A 24510-nucleotide genomic window follows, 5' to 3' on the forward strand; every position below is an offset into this window, starting at 1 on the left:
TTCATGTCAACGGTTCGCGGTTCGAACCCAGGCGGCTGCATCACGGCCGTTCCAGTTCGCGAGGCGTTCGGTGGGGCCGGCACCGTCGCGCGGCTCGACGACGGGGCCGAACGGGAACCCCGGGATAGCGCGGAGCTCCGCGGGCAGCGCCACCCGGGCGACGGTCTCGGTCGCTGCGGCGACCGCACCGTCGGGCACCTCGGCGGGTTGACCGGTGGCGACCGCCAGATCCCAGCCGTGCACCAGCAACTCGTTGGCGTACATCCCGAGCGCGATGGCGCCGGTCGCCGGACCCCACGGCGCGATGACCTCCCGATCGAGCGACGCCGCGGCCCACGCGGCGACGGCGCGCTCGTGGGCCGCGGCGAAGGCTTCCGCGGTACCCTCGTCCGCCTGTACCGGCTGCCCCTCCGCGGTGGCCGCCTCGGCCAGCGCGACGGATTGGAGACCGAGGGCGACGAGGTGCCGCGCGAGGGTGCCCACGTCCAGGTCGCCGCACGGGGTGGGGCGATCGAGCTGATCGGCGGTGACGTGCCCGAGGAGGGCGTGCACCCAGTGGGCGGCGGCGGCGTAGTGAGAACGGGGATCGGTGGCGGCGTTGGTCATGGCGATGAGTCAACCCGGCACTAGTGACAGTTTCCGTCCTGATTACCGTCGGCCGCCGACGGTCGGGCTAGGCGATCCAGTTGGTGGAGCTGCGGCCGTTCCAGTTCGCCAGGCGCTCGGTGGCGCCGGCGCCCTCCCGGGGTTCGACGACGGGGCCGAAGGGCACCTCGCCGCCTCGGAAATCGGCGGGCAGCACCTGCTTCACCACCGCGAGCACCCCCTCGGGCAGCGCAGAGTCCGGGAACTCCGCCGACTGGCCGGTGGCGACCGCCAGGTCCCAGCCGTGCACCAGGGTCTCGTTGACGTACATGCCGAGCGCGGCGAAGCCGGGGACCACGCCCCACGGCACGGTGACCTCGCGGTCGAGCGGGGCGGCGTCCCACGCGGCGAGAGCGCGCTCGCGGGTGGCGGCATAGGCGTCGGCACTGGCATCGGCGGCGAGGAAGGGCTGTCCCTCGACGGTGGCGGTCTCGGCGAGGGCGACGGCGCGGAGCCCGACGGCGTTGATGTGCTGCGCGAGGGTGCGGACGTCGAACTCGTCGCAGGGCGTGGGCAGGGCGAGTTGCTCGTCCGCGATACCGGCGAGCAGGGACTGCATCCAGGCGGATACGGCGGCGTAGGAGGGGCGCGGGTCTGTGGCTGTGTTGGTCATGGAATGCAGTCAACAGGCTGAACATGACACCTTCTGTCATGTTTGTTTGAGAGAGTTCGTTCCATGCGCGCCGACCGCCTGCTCTCGCTCCTCATGTTGCTGCGCCACCGCGGCACGATGACGGCCGCGCAGATCGCCGACGAGTTGGAGGTGTCCACCCGCACGGTGCTCCGTGATGTCGAGGCCCTGTCCACCGCCGGCATCCCCGTGTACACCGACCGGGGCCGCGGCGGCGGCATCAGCCTGCTCCCCGGCTACCGCACGGACCTCACCGGACTGACCCTCGACGAGGCGAAGACACTCCTCTCGGGCGCACCCGTGTCCCCCGCCTTCGCCAGCGCGATGCGCAAGGTGGCCGCGGCGCTGCCGGAGGCGCACCGTCGGGAGGCGGCGGCCGCCGCGCAGCGAATCCACGTGCGCCCCGACGGTTTCGTCCGCGCACCGGAACCCGATCCCTTCCTCGGCGATCTCCAGCACGCCGTGATCGACGGACTGCGCATCCGGGCCGTGTACCAACCGCGCGGCGGGACACCGTCGGAACGCGTGCTCGACCCGATCGGCCTGGTGCACGCCGGCCGCACCTGGTACCTGCTGGCGCTCCGCGACGGCGAACGCCGCACCTACCGCACGTCCCGATTCTCCGCCGTGACCGTACTGCCCGAGCACGCACAACGCCCCGTGGACGTCGATCTCGCGGCCGAGTTCGAAGCCTCCCGCGCGTCGTTCCGGGGTGCGCACGCCGAGTTCGTCGTCACCATCCGGGCGACCGACGAGATCTGGGAGCGATTCCGGCAGTTCACCTCTCACATCGAATCCGGGCCCGACGGTGCCGGCACCATCGCCTTCCGGGACCTCGATCAAGCGGCGGCTGTGCTGTGGGCGGCGCTCCCCGGTGTCGCCGTGCTCGGCCCTCCCGAGATCGTCGACGCCCTACGCGCTCGGGTGACCGACGCGGCACACGCTCTCCACGCCTGACGGTCAGCGGGGAGGGACTGCGATCCCTGGATCCCACCGCCGCGACTCGTCGGGCGCGGAGCCCTCGTTGAGTGCAGCGAGCGCCTCGGGGCGCAGGCGGATGGTGGGCACGTGGACGGAATTTCCGCGATACCGCAACAACACCGAGAGCGGAGACCGGTCCCGCCGCCGAGGCGGTCCGTGGACGACGGTGGTGCCGCGGTCAGTATCGAACTGCGCCAGCCCTCGACGGAAGGTGGTGCGCTCGAAGACCGTCGATACGACGACCCGCTCGGCGTCCGCCTCGATCGCGGGCCACCAGATGCGCCCAGCGAGTGCGCTGATCGAGACGAGTACCCAGATCGCGATGAGCACCGGCGCAGCGAGTGCGGGCACCAGGGCCCGGTCACCGTCGCCCCAGAAGAGGTCGAAGACGGCCGACCACGCGACCGCGGTCATGCCGATCGCGGCAGCGGAGTATCCGGCGACGGGAAACACCGACGCCCGAGCGTGCAGCCGGTCACCGGTCCGGAAGAGCTTCGTGTACCTCACCGCGGAGTACAGCACCGACGAGCCCACGCCGATGAGCGCGAGCCACGCCCCGATCGCGAGCAGTTGCCCCGACACCAGCGACGGCGGCCACTCCTCGGGGATTCCCGAGTCGATCGCCGCGCGTGCCCAGAGCACCAGCACGACCACGCCGGCCACCACCAAGATCACCCCTATGAACCCGCGCTTCACGAACACGGATTCTACGGGGTCAGCGGAGCGCGACCTTCAGCGCGACGGAGCCGTCGTCGGCGCGGGTGGCGACGGCGTGACCGGTGCGGTCACCGTCGGGAAAGCGCAGCGTGAGATCGGCGCCCTCGCCGACGAAATTGCGCCACCACTGCTTCTGATCGGGCATCGCCACACCGATCACCACCTGGTCGTCGCCCCGCCGCTGGTAGGCGACGGGCAGCGAGAACTGCTTGCCGGACTTCCGGCCGGTGTAGCTCACGGTGACCATGCTCTTGCCCAGGGCAGGGCCGATCACCGGCAGCGACAGCAGCGGCGTGAAGGCGGTGTTGAAGACCTTGGCGGTGCGCTGGAAGAGGTTCATGCACCCAGGCTACGCAGCGGCGACGCAGGTACCGAAGGAATTTTCATCGCACTGGGCATACTGGACCCATGAAGGTGATCCTGAACATCATCTGGCTGGTCTTCTGCGGCTTCTGGATGGCCGTGGGCTACGCCGTGGCCGGCATCATCTGCTGCCTGCTGATCGTGACCATCCCGTTCGGCCTCGCCTCGTTCCGCATCGCCAACTACGCCCTGTGGCCCTTCGGCCGGAAGGTGGTCGACCGCCCGGGCGCGGGCGCGGCCTCGGTGCTGGGCAACGTGATCTGGCTGCTGGTGGCGGGGATCTGGCTGGCGATCGGGCACATCGTGACGGGGATCGCCCTGTGTCTGACCATCATCGGAATCCCGATGGCAGTGGCCAACTTCAAGATGATCCGGCTGTCGCTGCTGCCGCTCGGCTCGGAGATCGTGCCGGTCTAGCGGTTCGCGGCCTCGTCCTCCATGGCCTTGCGCACGAAGTTCTCCACCCCCGAGATGTGCACCGTCGCACAGGCGCACGCCACATCCGCCTGCCGCGCCACCAGGGCGTCGAAGATCTGACGGTGCTCGGCGATGGTGCGCGCCCGCGCATCCGATTCGTCGTAGCCGCGCCAGATCCGGGCCCGCAGCGTTGGGGCCGAGAGCCCCGAGATCAGGGCCCGCAGCACCGGATTTCCGGATGCGTCGGCGATCGTCTGGTGGAACAGGATGTCCTGCTGCACCAGAGTTTCCACCGAGGCGTCCGGGCCACCGAGAGACAGGGTCTCCTCCAGGACGGCCAGCTTCTCGTCGGTGATCTTGTGCGTGGCCAGGGCCGTGGCCGCCGGCTCCAGAATGCGCCGCACCTCGAAGAAGTGCAGGACCGAATCCTCCTGCTGGAAATCGACCACGAAGCCCATCGTGTCCAGCAGCAGCGTGGGTTCCAGGCTGGTGACGTAGGTGCCGTCGCCCTGGCGCACGTCCAGGATGCGGAGCATGGCGAGCGCGCGGATCGCCTCGCGCAGCGAGTTCCGCGACAACCCCAGGCGAGCGGCCAGATCCGCCTCACGCGGCAGGCGACTCCCGGCGGGCAGCTCGCCGTCCGTGATCATCGCCTTGAGCTTGAGGATCGCGTCGTCCGTCCGCGAGATCCGCCCGGCACCCTCGTTGGTCGACATCGGTCAATGGTACCGGCGTGGCCGCCTGCGCGGACTCACGACGCGGCTTCCAGATCGGCCCACAGCGCCTCGGGCGGAGGATTGCGGAGCAGATCGAGATCGTCGCGCACCTCCTGCGCCGAACGCATGCCGAGCAGCACCGTGCGCACCGCCGGGTGCCGCAGCGGGAAGTGCACCGCCGCGTGCGGCAACGTGGTGCCGTGATCGCGGCAGATCCCCGCGATCCGGCGGGCCCGATCGAGCACGCCCAGCGTGGCCGGGGCGTAGTCGTACATCGCCCCCGGTCGCGGATCGGCCGAGGCGCTGATCCCGGAGTTGAAGACGCCACCCGCCGCCACCGAGACCTCGCGCTCGAGGCACGCCGGCAGCAGATCCTCCTCGGCGCTGCGATCGAGCACGGTGTACCGGCCCGCGACGAGCACGGCGTCCAGATCCGTCTCCCGGACGAACCGGGTGAGCATCTCCGACTGGTTCATCCCCGCGCCGTAGGAGGTGATCACGCCCTGGCGGCGCAGCTCGTCCAGGGCGGGGAAGGCACCATCCATCGCCTCCGCGAAGTGATCATCGGGATCGTGCACGTACACCACGTCGATCCGATCCCGGCCCAGCCGCTCCAGGCTCGCCTCGATCGAGCGCAGCACACCGTCGCGGCTGAAGTCCCACACCCGCTCGACATCGGCGGACACCGCGAAGCCCTCCGAATCAGCGGAACCGCCGGACACCGCCGGACGCAGCACGCGGCCCACCTTCGTGGAGATCACCACATCGGCCCGATCGCCGAGTGCCGCACCGAGTCTGCGCTCGGAGAGCCCCAGACCGTAGTGGGGTGCGGTGTCGAAGTAGCGGACCCCGGCGTCGGCGGCCGTCTGCACCGCCTCCGCCGCCGCGGCATCGTCGACCTCCGCGTACAGGTTCCCGATCGCCGCCGCCCCGAAGGCCAGCGGCGCCACGCGGAGCCCGCCGCGCCCGAAGGCGCGATCCGCCGCGAGCACGGCGCCGCCGGGCGCCGTCACCGCGGAGCCGGGAGTCGAAGGCCGCTCATGCCGCCGTCCACGGCGAGCGAGGTGCCCGTAGTGGCGCTCGAAGCGGGGCTCAGTAGGTAGCAGATCGCCCCCGCCACTTCGGCATCCGTGACCAGACGGCCGGTGGGCTGCCGCTGCTGCAGGGCCTGTGCCTCGGCCTCCGGATCGGCCGCCGCGTCCAACAGGCGCCGCACCCACGGCGTGTCGACGGTGCCGGGGTTCACGCAGTTGAACCGGATCCCCTCGCGCACATGATCGGCGGCCATGGCCCGCGTCATCGCCTCCACGGCGCCCTTCGACGCGCTGTACAGGGCGCGGCCGGGCAGCCCCGCGGTGGCGGCGATCGAGCAGGTGTTCACCACGGCCGGATTCGCCGACCCCCGCAGGTGCGCGAGCGCCGCGCGGGTGACCCGCACCGTGCCGAGCACGTTCACGTCCAGCACCCGCCGCCAATCATCGAGCGTGCCGGCTTCGACCGAGCCCTGCGCACCGATACCGGCGTTGTTCACCAGGCCGTCCAGCCCGCCCAACGCCTCCGCCGCGGCGGCCACCGCCGCCGCCACCGAACCGTCATCGGCCACATCGCAGGCGAAGCCCTGCGATCCGGACGGCGCACCGTCGGGCTGCAGGTCCAGGATCGCCACCGCCGCTCCGCGCGCCATGAGTTCCTCCGCCGTCCGCCGACCGATACCCGAGGCACCGCCGGTCACGATCGCCCGGAACCCCGCGAATTCGCCTCCGCCGCTCATTGTGCTTCCTTCCACGCTTGTCCGTCGGGAAAGCCGTACCGCTCGAGTGTCTCCGGGAAGATCTGCGCCGAAAAACCGGGTTTCACGGGCGCCGCGTACGCACCGTCGACGATGCGCACCGGATCGAGGAAGTGCTCGTGCAGGTGGTCGACGTACTCGATGTTGCGGTCGGCCATGGTGGCCGAGACCGCGATGAAGTCGAACATGGCGAGGTGCTGCACCAGCTCGCACAGTCCCACACCGCCGGCGTGCGGGCACACCGGGATGCCGAACTTGGCCGCCAGCAGCAGGATCGCGATGTTCTCGTTGACTCCGGCGACGCGCGTGGAATCGAGCTGCAGGACGTCGATCGCCTTCGCCTGCAGCAGCTGCTTGACCAGCACGCGGCTGTGCGCGTGCTCGCCGGTGGCGATTCGCACCGGCGACACCCGCTGCCGGATCGCGGCGTGCGCGAGCACATCGTCGGGCGCCGTGGGCTCCTCGACCCACCACGGATTGAAGGGTGCGAGCCGCTCGATCGCGGCGACCGCCTCGTAGACGTCCCACCGCTGGTTGGCGTCGACCGCGATCCGGATGTCGTCGCCCACCACCGAACGGGCCAGCGCGAAGCGGCGCACATCGTCGTCGATGTCGGCGCCCACCTTGAGCTTGATCTGCGTGAAGCCCTCGGCCACCGCCTCCTTCGCGAGGCGCTCGAGCTTCTCGTCCGAATAGCCGAGCCACCCCGGCGAGGTGGTGTACGCGGGATAGCCCTTCGCCCGCAGCGCGGCCATGCGCTCGGCCCGTCCCGGCTCCGCGTCCCGCAGCATGGCCAGGGCCTCGTCGCGGGTGAGCGCATCGGTGAGATAGCGGAAGTCGACCAGGTCGACGATCGCCTCCGGGCTCAGTTCGCCCAGCAGCTGCCACAGCGGCAGGCCCTCGCGCTTGGCCCGCAGGTCCCACAGCGCATTGATCACCGCGCCGATCGCCATGTGCATGACGCCCTTCTCGGGCCCCAGCCAGCGGAGCTGGGCGTCGTACACGAGATCGCGCCACATGCCGCCCAGATCGGCGAGGGTCGCCTCCACATCGCGGCCCAGCACGTACGGCGCCAGCGCCTCGATCGCGGCACGCTGCACGTCGTTGCCGCGGCCGATGGTGAAGACGAAGCCGTGGCCCTCGTGGCCGTCACCGGCGTCGGTGCCCAGGATCAGGTACGCCGCCGAGTAGTCCGGATCGAGGTTCATCGCGTCCGAACCGTCGAGATCGACGGAGGTGGGGAAACGCACGTCCAGCGTGCGGAAATCGGTGAACACCGCGGACATCTCAGGCCTCTCCGAGAACGGAACGGTGACCACCCAGGCCGTCGATGTGCGTCTCGATCACATCGCCGCGGCGCAGGTAGGGCTTGGGGTCCGGGTAGCCGAAGGCGACGCCGGCAGGGGTGCCCGTGTTCACCACATCACCCGGCTCCAGGACCATGAACTGGCTCAGGTACCGGATGATCTCACCCACACCGAAGATCATCTGCGCGGTGTTCGCCTCCTGGCGCACCTCGCCGTTCACCGTGAGCCGGATGTCGAGCACCTGCGGATCCGGGATCTCGTCGGCGGTCACCAGCTCCGGACCGAGCGGGTTGAAGGTCTCGCAGTTCTTGCCCTTGTCCCAGGTGCCGCCGCGGTTCATCTGGAAATCGCGCTCGGAGACGTCGTCGGACACCGTGTACCCGGCCACGCAGGCCAGGCCCTGTGCGGCATCGTCGAGATACCGTGCCGTGCTGCCGATCACGGCGGCCAGCTCCACCTCGTAGTCGGTGGCCACCGAGCCGCGCGGGATCAGCACCTCGTCCTCGGGCCCCACGATCGTGCCCGAGGTCTTGAGGAACATCACCGGCTCGGCCGGCGTCTCGTGCGCCGTCTCCTGCGCGTGCGCCAGGTAGTTGACACCGATGCAGACCACCTTGCCGGGCCGCGACACCGGTGCGCCGACGCGCAGCCCCGTCGGGTCGACCTCCGGGAGCCGACCACCGGACAGCGCCTCCTGCAGGAGGGTTCGCGCCGTCGCGATCGTGCTCGGATCGTAATCGCGGACCACGCCCGAGGCGTCGAACCATCGTCCATCTCCGGTGGAGACGATCGGGCGTTCGTGCCCCGCCTCACCGACTCGTCGCAGTCTCATCGACGTCCTTTCGTGCTGATGACGCCCGAACCGGCGGTCGCCGATTCCTTCTCGCGCCAGTAATCTTCGATCTCCTCGAGGGACTTACCCCGGGTCTCCGGCACACAGCGCCAGACATAGGCGGCGCCGAGGAGGGAGAGCGCCGCGAACAAGAGGAAGGACTTGGTGCCGGCCGCCTCCAGGAAGTTGGGGAACCACCGGGAGGAGACGGCGTTGAGCAGATACTGGCTGAAGGTGATGATGCCCATGCCGAGCGCCCGCGCGCGCAGCGGGAGGAGCTCCGGGCAGATCAGCCAGAACACCGGCCCCAGACCGAATCCGAAGGCGAAGGTGTAGAGGAAGACGCACGCGATCGCGAAGGCCTGCGCGTCCGGGAAGAGGGCGATGCCCACCGTGGGAAGCACCTGCCCGAGCAGACTGATGATGAGCAGCGGTTTGCGCCCCATCCGCTCGACCAGGGGCAGCGACAGCGCCGTCGACACCACCAGTGCGATGCCCACCATGTAGTTGGCCACCGTTCCGGCCGAGCCGTTGCCGGTGTGCTCGAAGATGATCGGCGCGTAGTAGACCACCGAGTTGATGCCCGTGAACACCTGGAAGAAGGTGAGCGTGAGTGCGATCACCAGCGCGGGACGATAGGTGCCGCTGAACAGTTCGCGGAACCCCGCCGACTGCTCGCGCAGGCTGTCGCCGATCTCCCGCGCCTCCCGGCCCGCCTCACCGGGGCCGCCGCGCAGACGTTCGAGGATCCGCTCGGCGCGCTCGGTCTCGCCGCGCATGATCAGCCAGCGCGGGCTGGACGGCGCGATCACCATGCCCACCATGAAGATCAGCGCCGGCACCGCGCCGAGCCCCAGGATCCACCGCCACTGCCCGGACGCGGTGAACGCGCTGCCCACGACGTAGGCGGTGAGGATGCCGATGTTGACCGACAGCTGGTACAGCGCGGTGAGCATGCCGCGCACCCGTTTCGGTGCCAGCTCACTGAGGTAGATCAGGCCGAATTGATTGGCGATGCCGCACGCGAATCCTAGGATGAATCGAGACACCGTGAGCGTGGTCAGATCGGGCGCGAAGGCGCATCCGACCGAACCGACGATGAACAGCGCCCCGCACAGGATGAGGAGGTGCCGGCGGTCGTAGCGACGGGCGGCCAGCGTCGCGGCCACGATGGCGGGCAGCGCGCCGAACAACAACATACTGGTCAACATGCCCTGGCCGTCGGCATCGAGCCCGAACTGCTCGGTGATCAGCGGGAGCGCACCCGACATCGAGCCGGAATCGTAGCCGTACAGGATGCCCGACATGCCGCCCAGCACGGCGATCGCATAGACCGCCTTCGGAATCGGCGGTGTTGTGGCTTGAGTCACAAACCAAGACCTTAAACATCGGAGGTCTGTTGGTCAACCGGCTGCGCGACTCGGCGTGGTGGCCGTACAGTCGGGAACAAGCATTCACAGTGATCGGAGGAATCATGCGCCGTCAGGTACCCAAGGTGCGGGACCTCGCGCCCCTCATGCGCGTCAAGGCACCCCGGCTGGATCGTCGATCGGCCCGATTGGACGACGCCCAGACCATCGCAGACCTGCGCCGCATCGCGCAACGCCGCACCCCGCGCGCCGCCTTCGACTACACCGACGGCGCCGCCGAGGCCGAACTCTCGCTCGCCCGCGCGCGGCAGGCCTTCGCCGACATCGAGTTCCATCCGCAGATCCTGCGCGATGTGGCCGAGGTGGACACCGCACGCACCGTGCTCGGCGGACCGTCGGCCCTGCCCTTCGCGATCGCCCCCACCGGCTTCACCCGCATGATGCAGACCGAGGGCGAACTCGCCGGCGTCCGCGCCGCGACCCGCGCCGGCATCCCGTTCTCCTTGTCCACCATGGGCACCGCATCGATCGAGGAAGTCGCGGACGCCTCGGCGGCGGCCGCGCAACCCGGCGGAGCGCGCGGCCGGCAGTGGTTCCAGCTGTACATGTGGCGCGACCGCGACCGGTCGATGGCCCTCGTGGACCGCGCCGCGAAGGCGGGATACGACACACTGCTCGTGACCGTCGACGTGCCGGTGGCCGGGGCGCGCCTGCGGGACAAGCGCAACGGCATGACCATCCCGCCCGCGCTCACCCTGCGCACCATCCTCGACGCCGTACCGCGACCGCACTGGTGGATCGACTTCCTCACCACCGAGCCGCTGTCCTTCGCCTCGCTCGACCGCTGGTCGGGCACCGTCGGCGAGCTCCTGGACTCGATGTTCGACCCGACCGTCGATTACACCGATCTGGCGTGGATCAAGGAGCAGTGGCCCGGCAAGGTGGTGGTCAAGGGCGTGCAGACCCTCGACGATGCCCGACGCTGCGCCGAACTCGGCGTGGACGGCATCATCCTGTCCAATCACGGTGGCCGCCAGCTCGATCGCGCCCCCGTCCCGTTCCACCTGCTGCCCGCCGTCGCGGCCGAACTCGGCGATTCGACGGAGATCCTGCTGGATACCGGCATCATGTCGGGCGCCGACATCGTGGCCGCCGTCGCGCTCGGCGCCCGCAGCACGCTGGTCGGGCGGGCCTACCTCTACGGCCTCATGGCGGGCGGCGAGGCCGGCGTGGACCGCGCCATCACCATCCTCGGCGACGAGGTGCGCCGCACCATGCGCCTGCTGGGCGCCAACTCGCTCGACGAGCTCGGCCCCGAGCACGTCACCCAGCTCACGCGCGTGCAGCCGCTCCCCCGCCCCGGACAGGCGGTGCGATCGTGACCGAGACCATCGCCCTGCACACCCGGCTCAAGCCCGGTGCCGAGGCGGAGTACGACCGGGTGCACGCGGTGATCCCCACCGAGCTCGACGGTGCGCTGCGCGAAGCCGGCGTGCGCTCGTGGCGGATCTGGCGCGACGGCCGCGACCTTTTCCATCACGTGGAGGTCGACGACTACCGCGCCATGCGGCTGCACCTCGCCGAGCACCCCGCCAACGTGCCCTGGCAGGCCCGGATGGCCGAACTGCTCGAGGTGGAGGACGACTACTCCGGCGACGACCGCGGCATCCCGCTGGTGTGGGCGCTCCCCCTGGATCGATGATCGTCGACGCGCACCACCACCTCTGGGACCGGAGCCGGCACGATCACGGCTGGCTCGATTCACCGGGCCTCGAGGCGATCCGGCGCGACTTCACGCCGGCCGACCTCGCCGCGGAGACCACTGCGACGACGGTCGCCGTGCAGGCCCTGAACTCCGCCGCCGAGACCCGCGAACTCCTCGCCGCGGGTGGCCCGGTGGCCGCCGTGGTCGGGTGGGCGGACCTGACGTCGGAGGCATGCGGCGACGCCCTTGACGCCCTTGCCGCCGCCCCGGGAGGCGAGAAGCTGCGCGGGCTGCGGCATCTCGCGCAGGGCGAGCCCGATCCGCGCTGGCTGACGCGCGCCGACGTCGCCCGCGGACTGTCCGCCGCCACCGACCGCGGCCTCGCCTACGATCTGCTGGTACGCGGACCGCAGCGCGCCGCGGCGCTGGACCTGGCGCGCGCCCTGCCGGGAACCTCGTTCGTGGTCGATCACGCGGGTAAGCCGGATATCGGTGCGGGCGAATGGGACTCGTGGGCCGCATGGATTCTCGACCTCGCGGCGCTACCCAATGTGACCTGCAAGCTGTCCGGGCTGGTGACCGAATGTCCGCCGCGGCCGTGGAGCCGCGAGCTGATCGCACCCTACGCCCGGCACGTGCTGGAATCCTTCGGCGCCGACCGGGTGCTGTTCGGCTCCGACTGGCCGGTGTGCCTCCTGGAGGCGTCGTACCAGCAGGTGCGGGAGCTCACCGTCGACCTGCTCGACGGTGCGTCCGACGCCGAACGGGACGCGGTGCTGGGCGGCACCGCGGGGCGCGTCTACCGCCTGTAGAACGGGCTCTCCCCTCCGCCGCGGGTGGGGGGACGCGCGACGAAGGGGAGAGCGAGGAAGCCGCCCCGTGGGCGGCCAGGTCTAGGAGCCGAGGACCGCCGTGCGCAGGTCCGGCCGGCGCAGGAACATCGCGATCCAGATGAGCACGCCCACGTAGACGCCGGAGAGCACGTAACCGGCGATCGGCTGCTCGGCGCGCAGGTTGATCGCCACCGCGCCGCCCAGGTAGCCGGTGAGGTAGATGGCGCCGATCACCGCAGTGCGCGGGATGGTCCACAGGATCACGCCCACCAGCAGCACCAGGCCGATCACCACGATGTGCTTCTCCTGGAATCCCAGCTTCAGCGTCCCGTCGATCACCGCCTGCGGCTTGGTGAGCTTGCCGATCACGTCGAAGACCAGGAACGCCCAGATCAGGACCGTGAGCACCATGCCCGCGATCCAGGACTTCGAGCGCCCCTCCCAGGGCTTGGCGGCGGTGGTGTCAGTAGCGGTCCCGGTTGCCATCGTCGGCTCCTCACCTCGCGTGTTCACGGTGTGAACATCTGCATGTTCACACCGTAGACATGATCGTCGTCGAGAACAAGCCCCCTCCGCACGGAGCCGACCTTCCGCAGCCAGAGCGGCAGGAGCAGCCGAGGCACCGCAGCGATCTGCACAACGTCGCGGGAGGGCAATAGTGTGGCCGGATGAGATTCGGCATCCTGGTATTCGACGAGGTCGAAGTTCTGGACGCGTTCGGACCGTTCGAAGTTCTCTCGGTCGCCAAACGTCTCCATGCGCACCGAGTCGAAGGCGAGCCGATCGCGATCTGCCTGGTGTCCGCCTACCCGGACCGCTCACAGGTCGTGGCGCGCGGGGGCCTGCGCTTCACCGCCGACGCGACCATCGCCGACGCTCCTGAATTCGATGTGCTGATCGTTCCCGGCGGCGTGACGACCGCCGTCGAGAACGATCCCGCCACGATCGCCTGGATATCTGAACGCGCCTCGACGCCGGTCATCGCGTCCGTGTGCACTGGCGCCTTCCTCCTGGCGGCGGCCGAAATCCTCATCGATCAGACAGTGACGACCCACTGGGAAGACCAAGCAGGCCTAGCCGCTCGCTATCCCCGGCTCACCGTGGTGGACGGCCCACGCTGGGTGCGAGCACAGAACATCTACACGTCCGCCGGGATTTCTGCCGGATTGGACCTCGCGCTCCACCTCGTCGGCTTGATCGCCCCTGATCTGCCAGCACGGGTGGCTAAGCAGATGGACTACGAATGGCGAGGCGTCCCCTAACCGGGACAGCAGCAAGGTTCTCCCCTCCGCCGGCCTCATCCGCCGCCGGTAACCGGCCGCGGATGGCACTGGCGGCAGCGGGTACCCCGCGAACCGTCGTCCGGCCCAGATCTTTGCAGCTTGCTGCGGCCGCAGCCGGTCCCCCTGCCGCAGAAAGCTGCACGATGTCGCCGCACCTCACCCGCGGCCACTCCCCTCCGCCAGCCTCATCCGCTGCCGGCTACCGGCCGCGGACAGCACTACCGGCAGCGGGGACAAGGGCTGGGGCGTCGCCGCGAACGATTCTGCAGCCCCGAAGCGCTAGCGAAGTGGGCGAAGCCCAGTGAACGGCGACGCCCCAGACCAGCCCGAGCCCCCGCACCGTCGGACATGAAAGCGGCCCCCGACCGCAATGGTCGGGGGCCGCATTCAGCTAGCTACTTCACCGGTAACCGTCGGAGAAGCCGTAATCGTCGAGCGGCACCGCGGCACCGGACGGGGCGCCGAAAGCACCCTCCGGACCGTAGTACTGATCGTCGAAGGTCGGCACCGAGTACGCGGCCGCACGGGCCTCCTCGGTCGGCTGCACCTGGATGTTCCGGTACTTGGCGATGCCCGTACCGGCCGGGATGAGCTTACCGATGATGACGTTCTCCTTGAGGCCCACCAGCTTGTCGGAGCGGGTGTTGATCGCGGCGTCGGTGAGCACGCGGGTGGTCTCCTGGAAGGAGGCCGCCGACAGCCACGAATCCGTCGCGAGCGACGCCTTCGTGATGCCCATGAGCACCGGACGGCCGGCCGCGGGCTCGCCGCCCTCGGCCACGACCCGACGGTTCGCGGCCTCGAACTCGGCACGCTCGGTGAGCGAACCGGGCAGGAACTCCGTGGAACCCGAATCGATGATCGTCACTCGACGCAGCATCTGGCGCACGATGGTCTCGATGTGCTTGTCGTGGATGGACACACCCTGCGACCGGTACACCTCCTGGACCTCGTTGACCAGGTGCACCTGCACCTGACGCGGACCCATGACGCGGAGCACCTCGTGCGGATCGGCAGCGCCCTCGAGGAGCTGCTGACCGACCTGCACGTGGTCACCGTCGGCCAGGAGCCGCTCGGTGCCGTCGTCGTGCTTGAAGACGCGCAGGCGCTGACGCTTGCTGATCTTGTCGTACACGACCTCTTCACTGCCGTCGTCCGGCGTGATGGTGATCGTGTAGAACCGATCGTCGTCCTCCAGGCGGATGCGGCCGGAGACCTCGGCGATCGGGGCCTTGCCCTTGGGGACACGGGCCTCGAACAGCTCGGTGACTCGCGGCAGACCGCCGGTGATGTCGTCACCGACGCCACCCTGGTGGAAGGTACGCATGGTCAGCTGCGTGCCGGGCTCACCGATCGACTGCGCGGCGACGATACCGACGGCCTCGCCGATGTCGACGAGCTTGCCGGTGGCCATCGAGCGGCCGTAGCAGGTGGCGCAGACGCCGGTACCGGTGGTGCAGGTGAGCACGGAGCGCACCTTCACCTCGGCGACGCCGGCCTCGAGCAGCGCCTCGATCTGCGGGTCACCCAGATCGTGGCCACGCTCGACGATGACATTGCCCTTGGCGTCCTTGGCGTCCTCGGCCAGGGTGCGGGCGTACGCCGAGGTCTCGACGTGCGCATCGCGGATCAGCGAACCGTCGGCCTGCACCTCCGCCAGCGGCACGATGATGCCGCGGGTGGTGTTGCAGTCGGTCTCGCGGACGATGACGTCCTGCGAGACGTCCACCAGACGACGGGTCAGGTAACCCGAGTCGGCGGTACGGAGCGCGGTATCGGCCAGACCCTTACGAGCACCGTGGGTGTTGATGAAGTACTCCAACACCGTCAGGCCCTCACGGAAGGACGACTTGATCGGACGCGGGATGAACTCACCCTTCGGGTTCGTCACCAGGCCCTTCATGCCGGCCAGGTTCCGCACCTGGGTCATGTTGCCCGTGGCACCCGACTTCGGGATCATCGTGATCGGGTTGTCTTCGGGGTAGTAATCGTCGATCGCCTTACCGACCTCGTCGGTGGCCTGCTTCCAGATCTCGACCAGTGCGTCGCGACGCTCACCGGAGGTGAGGGCACCGCGGGCGTACTTGCGCTCGATACCGTCGGCACGCTCCTCGTAGCGGTCGAGGATCTCCTTCTTGCTCGGCGGAACGAGCACGTCGGACATCGACACCGTGACACCCGAACGCGTGGCCCAGTAGAAGCCGGCGTCCTTGAGCTTGTCGACGGTCTGCGCCACCACGATCATCGGGTACCGCTCGGCCAGATCGTTGATGATCACGGCCTGACGCTTCTTCGGCATCTGCTCGTCGACGAACGGGTAGTCGATCGGCAGCAGCTCGTTGAAGAGCACCCGGCCCAGCGTGGTCTCGGCCGTCCAGGCCTGACCGCGCTCCCAGGCACCGTCGAACTGCTCGGCCTCGATCTCGGCCGGCGGACGCTGCTGCGTGAGCCGCACCTTGATCGGCGCCTGGATCGACAGCTCGCCCAGATCGACCGCCATGATCGCCTCGGCCGGGCTCGAGTAGACACCCGTCTCCGGCTGATCCTTCTTGGCCGCCGTGTAGGCGCCCTTCGCATCGGCCTTCTCGGTGGTCAGGTGGTACAGACCGGTCACCATGTCCAGACGGGGCATGGCGAGCGGACGACCCGACGCCGGCGACAGGATGTTGTTCGAGGACAGCATCAGGATGCGGGCCTCGGCCTGCGCCTCCGCGGACAGCGGGAGGTGCACGGCCATCTGGTCACCGTCGAAGTCGGCGTTGAAGGCCTCACAGACGAGCGGGTGCAGCTGGATGGCCTTGCCCTCCACGAGCTGCGGCTCGAACGCCTGGATACCCAGACGGTGCAGCGTGGGAGCACGGTTGAGCAGCACCGGGTGCTCGGCGATGACCTCTTCGAGGACGTCCCACACCTGCGGACGCTGCCGCTCGACCATGCGCTTGGCCGACTTGATGTTCTGCGCGTGGTTCAGATCCACCAGACGCTTCATCACGAAGGGCTTGAACAGCTCGAGCGCCATCAGCTTCGGCAGACCGCACTGGTGCAGCTTGAGCTGCGGACCCACGACGATCACCGAACGGCCCGAGTAGTCCACGCGCTTACCGAGCAGGTTCTGACGGAACCGGCCCTGCTTGCCCTTGAGCAGATCGGACAGCGACTTGAGCGGGCGGTTGCCCGGTCCGGTGACCGGACGGCCGCGGCGGCCGTTGTCGAACAGCGCGTCGACCGACTCCTGCAGCATCCGCTTCTCGTTGTTGACGATGATCTCGGGCGCACCCAGATCGATCAGTCGCTTGAGGCGGTTGTTGCGGTTGATCACGCGGCGGTACAGGTCGTTCAGGTCGGACGTGGCGAACCGGCCACCGTCGAGCTGGACCATCGGGCGCAGCTCCGGCGGGATCACCGGCACCGCGTCCAGGACCATGCCCAGCGGCGAGTTGCCCGACTGCTGGAACGCCGCCACGACCTTGAGTCGCTTGAGCGCGCGCAGCTTCTTCTGGCCCTTGCCGCTGCGGATGACCTCGCGCAGGATCTCGGCCTCGGCGTCGATGTCGAAGTTCTCGATGAGCTTCTTGATCGCCTCGGCACCCATGGCGCCCTTGAAGTACTCGCCGTAGCGGTCCTGCAGCTCACGGTAGAGCTTCTCGTCGACGATCATGTCCTTCGGCGCGAGCTTGACGAAGGTCGTCCAGATCTCGTCGAGCTCGTCGATGGCACGCTGCGCGCGGTCGCGGATCTGCCGCATCTCCCGCTCGCCGCCGTCCTTGACCTTGCGGCGCTGGTCGGCCTTGGCACCCTCGGCCTCGAGGACGGCCAGGTCGTCCTCCAGCTTCTTGGCGCGGTTCTCCAGATCGACGTCCCGCTGGTCCGCGAGGACCTTCTTCTCGGACTCGATCTCGGCCTCGAGCGTGGACTGCTCGTTGTGCCGCTGCTCCTCGTCGACCTCCGTGATCACGTAGGCGGCGAAGTAGATGATCTTCTCGAGATCCTTGGGCGCCAGGTCCAGCAGGTAGCCCAAGCGCGAGGGAACGCCCTTGAAGTACCAGATGTGGGTGACCGGAGCCGCGAGCTCGATGTGGCCCATCCGCTCACGACGCACCTTGGCGCGAGTGACCTCGACGCCGCAGCGCTCGCAGATGATGCCCTTGAAGCGGACACGCTTGTACTTGCCGCAGTAGCACTCCCAGTCGCGAGTAGGTCCGAAGATCTTCTCGCAGAACAGGCCGTCCTTCTCGGGCTTGAGCGTGCGGTAGTTGATGGTCTCGGGCTTCTTGACCTCGCCGTAGCTCCAGTTACGGATGTCATCGGCGGTCGCCAGACCGATCTTCAGTTCGTCGAAGAAGTTAACGTCGAGCACTTCTCTCCTTATTCGTTCGGTTGGCGTGGGCTAGTTCGCGAGGTCTTCAGCGGAGGCATTCTCGTTGCGCGAGAGGTTGATGCCGAGGTTGGCAGCAGCGCGCTCGAGATCCTCGTCGTCGCTGTCGGCCATCTCGATCGCGGCACCGTCGCTCGACAGCACCTCGACGTTCAGGCAGAGCGACTGCAGCTCCTTGAGAAGCACCTTGAACGACTCCGGGATACCCGGCTCGGGGATGTTCTCGCCCTTGACGATCGCCTCGTACACCTTCACGCGGCCGACCACGTCGTCCGACTTGATGGTGAGCAGCTCCTGCAGGGTGTAGGCGGCGCCGTACGCCTGCATCGCCCAGCACTCCATCTCACCGAAGCGCTGACCACCGAACTGCGCCTTACCACCCAGCGGCTGCTGCGTGATCATCGAGTACGGGCCGGTGGAACGAGCGTGGATCTTCTCGTCGACCAGGTGGTGCAGCTTGAGGATGTACATGTAGCCGATCGCGACCGGGTACGGGAAGGGCTCGCCCGAGCGACCGTCGAACAGGGTCGCCTTGCCGTCGGCGCCGACCATGACGTCGCCGTCACGGTTGGGCAGCGTCGAGCCGAGCAGGCCGGCCAGCTCCTCGTCGCGGGCACCGTCGAACACCGGGGTGGCGGTGTTGGTGTCCTTGGGCTGGCTGTACATCTCCTCCGGCAGCGCCGAAGCCCAGTCCGGGATGTTCCCCTTCTCGTCGCGCACGTCCCAGCCGGTCTTGGCGACCCACCCGAGGTGCGTCTCCAGGATCTGGCCGATGTTCATACGACGGGGCACACCGTGGGTGTTGAGGATGATGTCGACCGGGGTGCCGTCGGGCAGGAAGGGCATGTCCTCGGCGGGCAGGATCTTGCCGATGACACCCTTGTTGCCGTGGCGGCCGGCCAGCTTGTCGCCGTCCTGCACCTTGCGCTTCTGGGCCACGTACACGCGGACCAGCTCGTTCACGCCGGGGGCCAGCTCGTCGTCGTCCTCGCGCGAGAACACGCGGACGCCGATGACCTTGCCGGTCTCGCCGTGGGGCACCTTCAGCGAGGTGTCGCGCACCTCGCGCGCCTTCTCACCGAAGATCGCGCGGAGCAGGCGCTCCTCCGGGGTCAGCTCGGTCTCGCCCTTCGGGGTGACCTTGCCGACCAGGATGTCGCCGTCGCGGACCTCGGCGCCGATGCGGATGATGCCGCGCTCGTCGAGATCGGCCAGCACCTCATCGGAGACGTTCGGGATGTCCCGGGTGATCTCCTCGGCGCCCAGCTTCGTGTCGCGGGCATCGATCTCGTGCTCCTCGATGTGGATGGACGTGAGCACGTCCTCCTCCACCAGGCGCTGCGAGAGGATGATCGCGTCCTCGTAGTTGTGGCCCTCCCACGGCATGATCGCCACGAGCAGGTTCTTGCCCAGCGCCATCTCACCGTTGTCGGTGCAGGGGCCGTCGGCCAGGACCTGGCCGATCTCGACCCGCTGACCCGCGGAGACGATCGGACGCTGGTTCGCGCAGGTGCCCTGGTTCGAGCGCGCGAACTTGCGCAGACGGTGCGTCTTGCGGGTGCCGTCGTCCGCCATCACGGTGATGAAGTCGGCCGACACCTCCTCGACCGCGCCCGCCTTCTCGGTGATGATCACGTCGCCGGCATCGACCGCGGCACGCAGCTCCATACCGGTGCCGACCAGCGGCGACTCGGAACGGACCAGCGGCACGGCCTGACGCTGCATGTTCGCACCCATGAGGGCACGGTTGGCATCGTCGTGCTCGAGGAACGGGATCATCGCGGTCGCGACGGAGACCATCTGACGCGGCGAGATGTCCATGTACTCCACCGCGGAGACCGGGACGAACTCCACCTCGGAGCCGCGCTTACGCACGAGCACCTTCTCGTCGGTGAGACGACCCTTGTCGTCGGTCGCGGCGTTGGCCTGCGCGATGAAGAAACGGTCCTCCTCATCGGCGGTCATGTAGGTGATCTCGTCGGTGGCGACACCGTCGGTGACCTTGCGGTACGGGGTCTCGATGAAGCCGAACGGGTTGACCCGCGCGTACACCGACAGCGAACCGATCAGGCCGATGTTCGGGCCCTCAGGGGTCTCGATCGGGCACATGCGGCCGTAGTGGCTGGGGTGCACGTCGCGCACCTCGAGGCCGGCGCGCTCACGCGAGAGGCCACCGGGGCCAAGCGCGTTGAGACGACGCTTGTGGGTCAGGCCCGAGAGCGGGTTGTTCTGATCCATGAACTGCGAGAGCTGCGAGGTGCCGAAGAACTCCTTGATCGCCGCCGAAACCGGGCGGATGTTGATCAGGGTCTGCGGGGTGATCGCCTCGACGTCCTGCGTGGTCATGCGCTCGCGCACCACGCGCTCCATGCGGGACAGGCCCACGCGGAGCTGGTTCTGGATCAGCTCGCCCACGGTGCGGATACGACGGTTGCCGAAGTGGTCGATGTCGTCGACCTCGACCGGCACCTCGACGCCGCCCGGCACCGTCATGTAGGTCAGCTGCTCCGCCGGAGCGTCGTGCAGACGCACCAGGTACTCGACGATGGCGACGATGTCGTCCTCGTTGAGCACGTAGGACTGGGTGCCGTCCGGGTTCGCGGGCAGGCCCAGCTTCTTGTTCAGCTTGTACCGACCCACGCGGGCCAGGTCGTAGCGCTTCTCCTTGAAGAACAGGTTCTCCAGCAGGGTCTGCGCCGACTCCTTGGTGGGCGGCTCGCCCGGACGCAGCTTGCGGTAGATGTCCAGGAGCGCCTCGTCGGTACCGGCGGTGGCGTCCTTCTCCAGGGTGGAGCGCATGATCTCCGAGAAGCCGAAGCGCTCGAGGATCTGCTCGCTGGTCCAACCGAGCGCCTTGAGCAGCACGGTGACCGGCTGACGACGCTTGCGGTCGATGCGCACACCCACGGTGTCGCGCTTGTCGACGTCGAACTCCAGCCACGCACCGCGGGCCGGGATCACCTTGACGCTGTGCAGCGGCTTCTCGGTGGACTTGTCGATCGTCTCGTCGAAGTACACACCGGGCGAACGGACCAGCTGCGAGACGACCACGCGCTCGGTGCCGTTGATGATGAACGTGCCCTTGTCCGTCATCATCGGGAAATCACCCATGAAGACGGTCTGCGACTTGATCTCGCCGGTGTTGTTGTTGATGAACTCAGCGGTGACGAACAGCGGCGCCGCGTACGTCATGTCCTTGTCCTTGCACTCCTCGATGGAGGCCTTGACCTCGTCGAAGCGCGGGTCGGAGAAGGAGAGCGACATCGAGCCGGAGAAGTCCTCGATCGGGGAGAGCTCCGCGAGGATGTCCTCGAGACCGCCGGTCGGGTTGGCCTCGCCACGCGACGCGGCCTTCTCACGCCATTCCGGGGAGCCCACGAGCCACTCGAAGGAATCGGTCTGCACGTCGAGCAGGCCGGGAACCGGGAGGGGCTCGGAGAGCTTCGCGAACGAGACGCGCTTCGGGGCCCCCGGGACCACGGCGTTCTGATCGTTCTGAGTCTGGCTGGAGACGGAGACTGCCAAGATGCGTCCTCTGCTGTGCCTAGTTACGTTGCCAACAAGGCTGACGGCAACCCGCAGAGAAAACGCCCTCGTAGAGGAACAGATATTCAGATGGGCAGGAGGCAGCCAGCGCAACGTCCAACATTAGCAGAGAGAGACTGGGGCTGCAAGGGGCAGTCCACACTAGGCCCCGATGGGGCCTGACGCAAGGACCGTGCGCGAGATTCCATCGAACATCCGATGCATCGGATCTCCGGGCTGGCCGCCATGGAGATCCGACGTCGCGGTGCACGTCCTGCCGATAACTGTGACCCGGATTCTGGCGAACGTCAAGCGAAACCGCCGTTCTCTTCGAAAATCACGTGAGAGCGGACCCGTGTTCGACGGCGCCGGACAGTCGAACGCCGAGCGCACCCGCATCGGGTGCGCTCGGCGTTCGGAACGGGCGTCAGTTCTGGGGATCGACCTTCGGCAGGTGATCGGTGGGGTTCTCATCCGAATCGAGCGGGACGATCACCTCGTAGCCCGTGGACTCGGTACCCGCGGGGTACTCCGCGACCTGCGCCTGCTGCGTCTGGATCGGGACGGTGGCGGTATCGCCCGCGCCCTGTCCCGCCGCGACGATGTGCGCCTGCACCGTGTTCTGCGCGTCCTGCACGTCCTCGTCGCCGAGGTCCTTGAGGATGGCCGCCTGCGCCTTCGGGGGCAGCGACGGCAGCATCTCGCGCACGCGGGCCTTGCGCCGCGCCACGCCCTGCCGCACCGGCATACCCGGCGTCGGCTGCATCTGCGGGGCGATCTCCTCGATCAGCTCCACACCACCGTGCGAATGGCCGGCCGCGACGCGCTCGGCCTCGGCCTCCATCTGCGCCTGGTCCTTCTCCTCCGACATGCCGATCGGACCGATCATCGAGCCGGTGAGGAACTGCTTGACCACGGGCTCCTCCGAGGTCAGCAGCACCTCGCGCGGGCCGAACATGACGAGCCGCTTGAGGAAGAGCATGCCCATGTTGTCGGGCACCGTGCGGGCGATGTTGATGTTGTGCGTCACGATCAGCGTGGTGCAGTCGATCTGCGCGTTGATGTCCATGAGCAGCTGGCTGGTGTAGGTGGTACGCACCGGGTCCAGACCGGAGTCCGGCTCGTCGACCAGCATGATCTTCGGGTCCAGCACGAGGGCGCGGGCCAGACCGGCGCGCTTGCGCATACCACCGGAGATCTCACCCGGGAGCTTGTCCTCGGCGCCGATCAGACCGACCATCTCGAGCTTCTCCATCGTGATCTGACGGATCTCGCTCTCCTTCTTCTTCGTGTGCTCACGAAGCGGGAAGGCGGTGTTGTCGTAGAGGTTCATCGAGCCGAAGAGGGCGCCGTCCTGGAACAGCACGCCGAACATCTTCCGGATCTCGTACAGCTCGGAGCTGGAGCACGTGAGGATGTCGGTCCCGTCGATGATGATCTCGCCCTCCTCGGGGCGCAGCAGACCGATCAGGGACTTCAGGAACACCGACTTACCGGTACCCGACGGTCCCAGGAGCACGGAGACCTCGCCGGCGGGCAGGGTGAGCGAGACATCGGTCCAGATGTTCTGGGAGCCGAACGACTTGGTCAGGTTCCTGGTTGTAACTTCGACACCCACTGTCGAGCCCTTTCTTCACGCACCCCGTCGACGGTCCACGCCGTCGCACCGAAGGTGTGGCTCGCGCCACACGGACATTCTCGACGACAGTACCTCAGTGGTACAGCGCCGTGGTATCTGACCTGCGTTTCGCTACCGCAAAGGTTCGCGGGCGTTCTCCTGCAGAAACGCAGAACGGCCCCGTCGCACGAGGCGACGGGGCCGTTCAGGCGTACGCGTACGGTCTTACTTGACCGAGACGGTGGCGCCGGCCTCTTCGAGCTTGGCCTTCGCAGCGTCGGCCTGCTCCTTGTCGACCTTCTCCAGGATCGCCTTGGGCGCGCCCTCGACGAGGTCCTTGGCCTCCTTCAGGCCGAGGCCCGAAACCAGCTCGCGGACGACCTTGATGACCTGGATCTTCTTGTCGCCAGCGCTGTCCAGGATGACGTCGAACTCGTCCTGGTCGGCAGCGGCACCGGCGTCGCCGCCGGCAGCCGGGGCAGCACCGGCAGCCGCGACGGCGACCGGAGCAGCAGCGGTGACCTCGAAGGTCTCCTCGAAAGCCTTCACGAACTCGGAGAGCTCGAGCAGGGTGAGCTCCTTGAACTGGTCAAGCAGCTCGTCGGTGGTGAGCTTCGCCATGGTGGCGTCCTTCCGTTAAGTCTTGCTCGCTGATCCGCGAGGCAAGGGATGTGGTCCCGGGCGCGGAGCGTCCGGGGGTTCGCTGGATCAGCGGTATTACTGGGCAGCCTCTTCGGCGGCCTTCTTTTCCTGCAGCGCGGCGGCCAGACGGGCCACCTGCGAGGCGGGAGCGTTGAACAGGCCTGCGGCCTTCGCCAAGTTGCCCTTCATGGCACCGGCGAGCTTGGCCAGGAGCACCTCACGCGACTCGAGATCGGCGATGCGCTCGACCTCGGCCACGGACAGCGCCTTGCCGTCCATGTAGCCGCCCTTGATGACCAGGGCCTTGTTGTCCTTGGCGAACTTCTTGATCGCCTTAGCGGCGTCGACCGGCTCACCCTCGATGAAGGCGATCGCGGTCGGGCCCTCGAACAGCTCGTCCAGGCCCACGACGCCGGCGTCAGCCGCGGCGCGCTTGACCAGGGTGTTCTTGGCGACGGAGTAGGTGGTCCCCGCCCCGAGCGAACGACGCAGCTCAGTGATGGAACCGACCGACAGCCCGCGGTACTCGGTGACCACGGTGGCCGTGGACTTGGAGAACTGCTCGGCGATCTCAGCGACTGCTGCGACCTTTTCGGCGTTTGCCATACTTCGCCTCCTCTCTACGTGTCTTCCGACGGAGAAGGTTCGGGCCCGAAACGACGAGAACCCCGGCGCAGGGCGCACGGGGTTCGTATGACACATGCCGGGGCATGTGGCGGAAGCCTCGTCCTCCTGCGTGGGTCGCCGGCTCGGGGCCGGAC

General features: G+C 68.3%; 22 protein-coding genes. 6 read left to right on the forward strand and 16 right to left on the reverse strand.

Going from position 1 to position 24510, the window contains the following annotated elements:
- Positions 1-6 precede the first annotated feature (6 nt).
- Together TTY48_RS05410 and TTY48_RS05415 are read right to left on the reverse strand one after the other, a co-directional pair.
- The gene (locus TTY48_RS05410) at positions 7-606 is read right to left on the reverse strand and encodes a TIGR03086 family metal-binding protein (RefSeq protein ID WP_220656529.1); all 600 of its coding nucleotides are present in this window, start codon (positions 604-606) and stop codon (positions 7-9) included.
- A 67-nt stretch (positions 607-673) separates the two neighbouring features.
- Positions 674-1258: a TIGR03086 family metal-binding protein gene (locus TTY48_RS05415; protein WP_220656530.1), complete on the reverse strand. Its 585-nt coding sequence runs from the start codon at positions 1256-1258 to the stop codon at positions 674-676.
- A gap of 63 nt (positions 1259-1321) precedes the next feature.
- Here TTY48_RS05415 and TTY48_RS05420 point away from each other — a divergent pair, with 63 nt between their 5' ends.
- On the forward strand, positions 1322-2233 hold the full coding sequence (locus TTY48_RS05420; protein WP_220656531.1) for a YafY family protein: 912 nt from the start codon (positions 1322-1324) through the stop codon (positions 2231-2233).
- Between the two features lie 3 nt (positions 2234-2236).
- Here TTY48_RS05420 and TTY48_RS05425 read toward each other — a convergent pair whose 3' ends face one another.
- Entirely contained in the window at positions 2237-2953 is a 717-nt protein-coding gene (locus TTY48_RS05425; RefSeq protein WP_220656532.1) for a hypothetical protein, read from the reverse strand.
- A gap of 19 nt (positions 2954-2972) precedes the next feature.
- Positions 2973-3314, reverse strand: coding sequence for a hypothetical protein (locus tag TTY48_RS05430; protein WP_220656533.1), 342 nt, complete (start codon positions 3312-3314; stop codon positions 2973-2975).
- 68 nt (positions 3315-3382) lie between these two features.
- Between TTY48_RS05430 and TTY48_RS05435 the strand changes: the two genes are divergently transcribed.
- The gene (locus tag TTY48_RS05435; protein WP_220656534.1) at positions 3383-3754 is read left to right on the forward strand and encodes a YccF domain-containing protein; all 372 of its coding nucleotides are present in this window, start codon (positions 3383-3385) and stop codon (positions 3752-3754) included.
- Here the strand turns inward: TTY48_RS05435 and TTY48_RS05440 are convergent.
- Genes TTY48_RS05440 through TTY48_RS05465 form a run of 6 tightly spaced genes read right to left on the reverse strand, consistent with a single transcriptional unit; the run spans position 3751 to position 9768 of the window.
- The gene (locus TTY48_RS05440) at positions 3751-4470 is read right to left on the reverse strand and encodes a FadR/GntR family transcriptional regulator (RefSeq protein WP_220656535.1); all 720 of its coding nucleotides are present in this window, start codon (positions 4468-4470) and stop codon (positions 3751-3753) included. The two genes, TTY48_RS05435 and TTY48_RS05440, sit on opposite strands and share 4 nt — an antisense overlap.
- A 35-nt stretch (positions 4471-4505) precedes the next feature.
- The gene (locus TTY48_RS05445) at positions 4506-5483 is read right to left on the reverse strand and encodes an aldo/keto reductase (protein ID WP_220656536.1); all 978 of its coding nucleotides are present in this window, start codon (positions 5481-5483) and stop codon (positions 4506-4508) included.
- On the reverse strand, positions 5480-6241 hold the full coding sequence (locus TTY48_RS05450; protein ID WP_220656537.1) for an SDR family NAD(P)-dependent oxidoreductase: 762 nt from the start codon (positions 6239-6241) through the stop codon (positions 5480-5482). The genes TTY48_RS05445 and TTY48_RS05450 overlap by 4 nt, the downstream gene beginning before the upstream one ends.
- Entirely contained in the window at positions 6238-7545 is a 1308-nt protein-coding gene (locus tag TTY48_RS05455) for an enolase C-terminal domain-like protein (RefSeq protein ID WP_220656538.1), read from the reverse strand. Before TTY48_RS05455 ends, TTY48_RS05450 begins: the two co-directional genes overlap by 4 nt.
- Before the next feature lies 1 nt (position 7546).
- The gene (locus TTY48_RS05460) at positions 7547-8398 is read right to left on the reverse strand and encodes a fumarylacetoacetate hydrolase family protein (RefSeq protein ID WP_220656539.1); all 852 of its coding nucleotides are present in this window, start codon (positions 8396-8398) and stop codon (positions 7547-7549) included.
- A complete protein-coding gene (locus TTY48_RS05465) occupies positions 8395-9768 on the reverse strand; it encodes a sugar porter family MFS transporter (RefSeq protein WP_220656540.1) in 1374 nt (457 codons plus the stop codon). The genes TTY48_RS05460 and TTY48_RS05465 overlap by 4 nt, the downstream gene beginning before the upstream one ends.
- Before the next feature lie 104 nt (positions 9769-9872).
- Between TTY48_RS05465 and TTY48_RS05470 the strand changes: the two genes are divergently transcribed.
- The 3 genes from TTY48_RS05470 to TTY48_RS05480 are packed head-to-tail and all read left to right on the forward strand — an operon-like array spanning position 9873 to position 12285.
- Complete coding sequence (locus TTY48_RS05470) at positions 9873-11150, forward strand: alpha-hydroxy acid oxidase (RefSeq protein WP_220656541.1); 1278 nt, start codon at positions 9873-9875, stop codon at positions 11148-11150.
- Positions 11147-11470 (forward strand): L-rhamnose mutarotase, encoded by a 324-nt coding sequence (locus TTY48_RS05475; protein ID WP_220656542.1) that lies wholly within the window; start codon positions 11147-11149, stop codon positions 11468-11470. Before TTY48_RS05470 ends, TTY48_RS05475 begins: the two co-directional genes overlap by 4 nt.
- Positions 11467-12285, forward strand: coding sequence for an amidohydrolase (locus TTY48_RS05480; protein WP_220656543.1), 819 nt, complete (start codon positions 11467-11469; stop codon positions 12283-12285). Before TTY48_RS05475 ends, TTY48_RS05480 begins: the two co-directional genes overlap by 4 nt.
- Positions 12286-12366: 81 nt before the next feature.
- On the opposite strand, the gene TTY48_RS05485 is transcribed toward TTY48_RS05480, so the two are convergent.
- Positions 12367-12792 (reverse strand): DoxX family protein, encoded by a 426-nt coding sequence (locus TTY48_RS05485; RefSeq protein ID WP_220656544.1) that lies wholly within the window; start codon positions 12790-12792, stop codon positions 12367-12369.
- Between the two features lie 182 nt (positions 12793-12974).
- Here TTY48_RS05485 and TTY48_RS05490 point away from each other — a divergent pair, with 182 nt between their 5' ends.
- Complete coding sequence (locus TTY48_RS05490) at positions 12975-13568, forward strand: DJ-1/PfpI family protein (protein WP_220656545.1); 594 nt, start codon at positions 12975-12977, stop codon at positions 13566-13568.
- Positions 13569-13989: 421 nt separating this feature from the next.
- Here the strand turns inward: TTY48_RS05490 and TTY48_RS05495 are convergent, their stop codons facing one another.
- The 5 genes from TTY48_RS05495 to rplJ all read right to left on the reverse strand — a co-directional run bounded on the left by TTY48_RS05495 (position 13990) and on the right by rplJ (position 24355).
- Entirely contained in the window at positions 13990-17946 is a 3957-nt protein-coding gene (locus TTY48_RS05495) for a DNA-directed RNA polymerase subunit beta' (RefSeq protein WP_220656546.1), read from the reverse strand.
- 30 nt (positions 17947-17976) lie between these two features.
- On the reverse strand, positions 17977-21489 hold the full coding sequence (locus TTY48_RS05500; protein ID WP_220656547.1) for a DNA-directed RNA polymerase subunit beta: 3513 nt from the start codon (positions 21487-21489) through the stop codon (positions 17977-17979).
- Positions 21490-21916: 427 nt separating this feature from the next.
- A complete protein-coding gene (locus tag TTY48_RS05505) occupies positions 21917-23107 on the reverse strand; it encodes an ABC transporter ATP-binding protein (RefSeq protein WP_220656548.1) in 1191 nt (396 codons plus the stop codon).
- Between the two features lie 225 nt (positions 23108-23332).
- Complete coding sequence (rplL, locus tag TTY48_RS05510; protein ID WP_220656549.1) at positions 23333-23728, reverse strand: 50S ribosomal protein L7/L12; 396 nt, start codon at positions 23726-23728, stop codon at positions 23333-23335.
- A 96-nt stretch (positions 23729-23824) separates the two neighbouring features.
- Complete coding sequence (rplJ, locus tag TTY48_RS05515; RefSeq protein WP_220656550.1) at positions 23825-24355, reverse strand: 50S ribosomal protein L10; 531 nt, start codon at positions 24353-24355, stop codon at positions 23825-23827.
- Positions 24356-24510: the final 155 nt, after the last annotated feature.

It is taken from the genome of Tsukamurella sp. TY48 (genome assembly GCF_019656655.1).
Lineage (GTDB): Bacteria > Actinomycetota > Actinomycetes > Mycobacteriales > Mycobacteriaceae > Tsukamurella > Tsukamurella strandjordii.

Bases quoted from the DNA above. Each gene is read 5' to 3' on its own strand.
- TTY48_RS05415 (WP_220656530.1), bottom strand. From the start codon at position 1,258: ATGACCAACACAGCCACAGACCCGCGCCCCTCCTACGCCGCCGTATCC.
- TTY48_RS05450 (WP_220656537.1), bottom strand. From the start codon at position 6,241: ATGAGCGGCGGAGGCGAATTCGCGGGGTTCCGGGCGATCGTGACCGGC.
- TTY48_RS05490 (WP_220656545.1), top strand. From the start codon at position 12,975: ATGAGATTCGGCATCCTGGTATTCGACGAGGTCGAAGTTCTGGACGCG.
- TTY48_RS05460 (WP_220656539.1), bottom strand. From the start codon at position 8,398: ATGAGACTGCGACGAGTCGGTGAGGCGGGGCACGAACGCCCGATCGTC.
- TTY48_RS05470 (WP_220656541.1), top strand. From the start codon at position 9,873: ATGCGCCGTCAGGTACCCAAGGTGCGGGACCTCGCGCCCCTCATGCGC.
- rplJ (WP_220656550.1), bottom strand. From the start codon at position 24,355: ATGGCAAACGCCGAAAAGGTCGCAGCAGTCGCTGAGATCGCCGAGCAG.
- rplL (WP_220656549.1), bottom strand. From the start codon at position 23,728: ATGGCGAAGCTCACCACCGACGAGCTGCTTGACCAGTTCAAGGAGCTC.
- TTY48_RS05420 (WP_220656531.1), top strand. From the start codon at position 1,322: ATGCGCGCCGACCGCCTGCTCTCGCTCCTCATGTTGCTGCGCCACCGC.
- TTY48_RS05455 (WP_220656538.1), bottom strand. From the start codon at position 7,545: ATGTCCGCGGTGTTCACCGATTTCCGCACGCTGGACGTGCGTTTCCCC.
- TTY48_RS05410 (WP_220656529.1), bottom strand. From the start codon at position 606: ATGACCAACGCCGCCACCGATCCCCGTTCTCACTACGCCGCCGCCGCC.
- TTY48_RS05430 (WP_220656533.1), bottom strand. From the start codon at position 3,314: ATGAACCTCTTCCAGCGCACCGCCAAGGTCTTCAACACCGCCTTCACG.
- TTY48_RS05440 (WP_220656535.1), bottom strand. From the start codon at position 4,470: ATGTCGACCAACGAGGGTGCCGGGCGGATCTCGCGGACGGACGACGCG.
- TTY48_RS05485 (WP_220656544.1), bottom strand. From the start codon at position 12,792: ATGGCAACCGGGACCGCTACTGACACCACCGCCGCCAAGCCCTGGGAG.
- TTY48_RS05480 (WP_220656543.1), top strand. From the start codon at position 11,467: ATGATCGTCGACGCGCACCACCACCTCTGGGACCGGAGCCGGCACGAT.
- TTY48_RS05435 (WP_220656534.1), top strand. From the start codon at position 3,383: ATGAAGGTGATCCTGAACATCATCTGGCTGGTCTTCTGCGGCTTCTGG.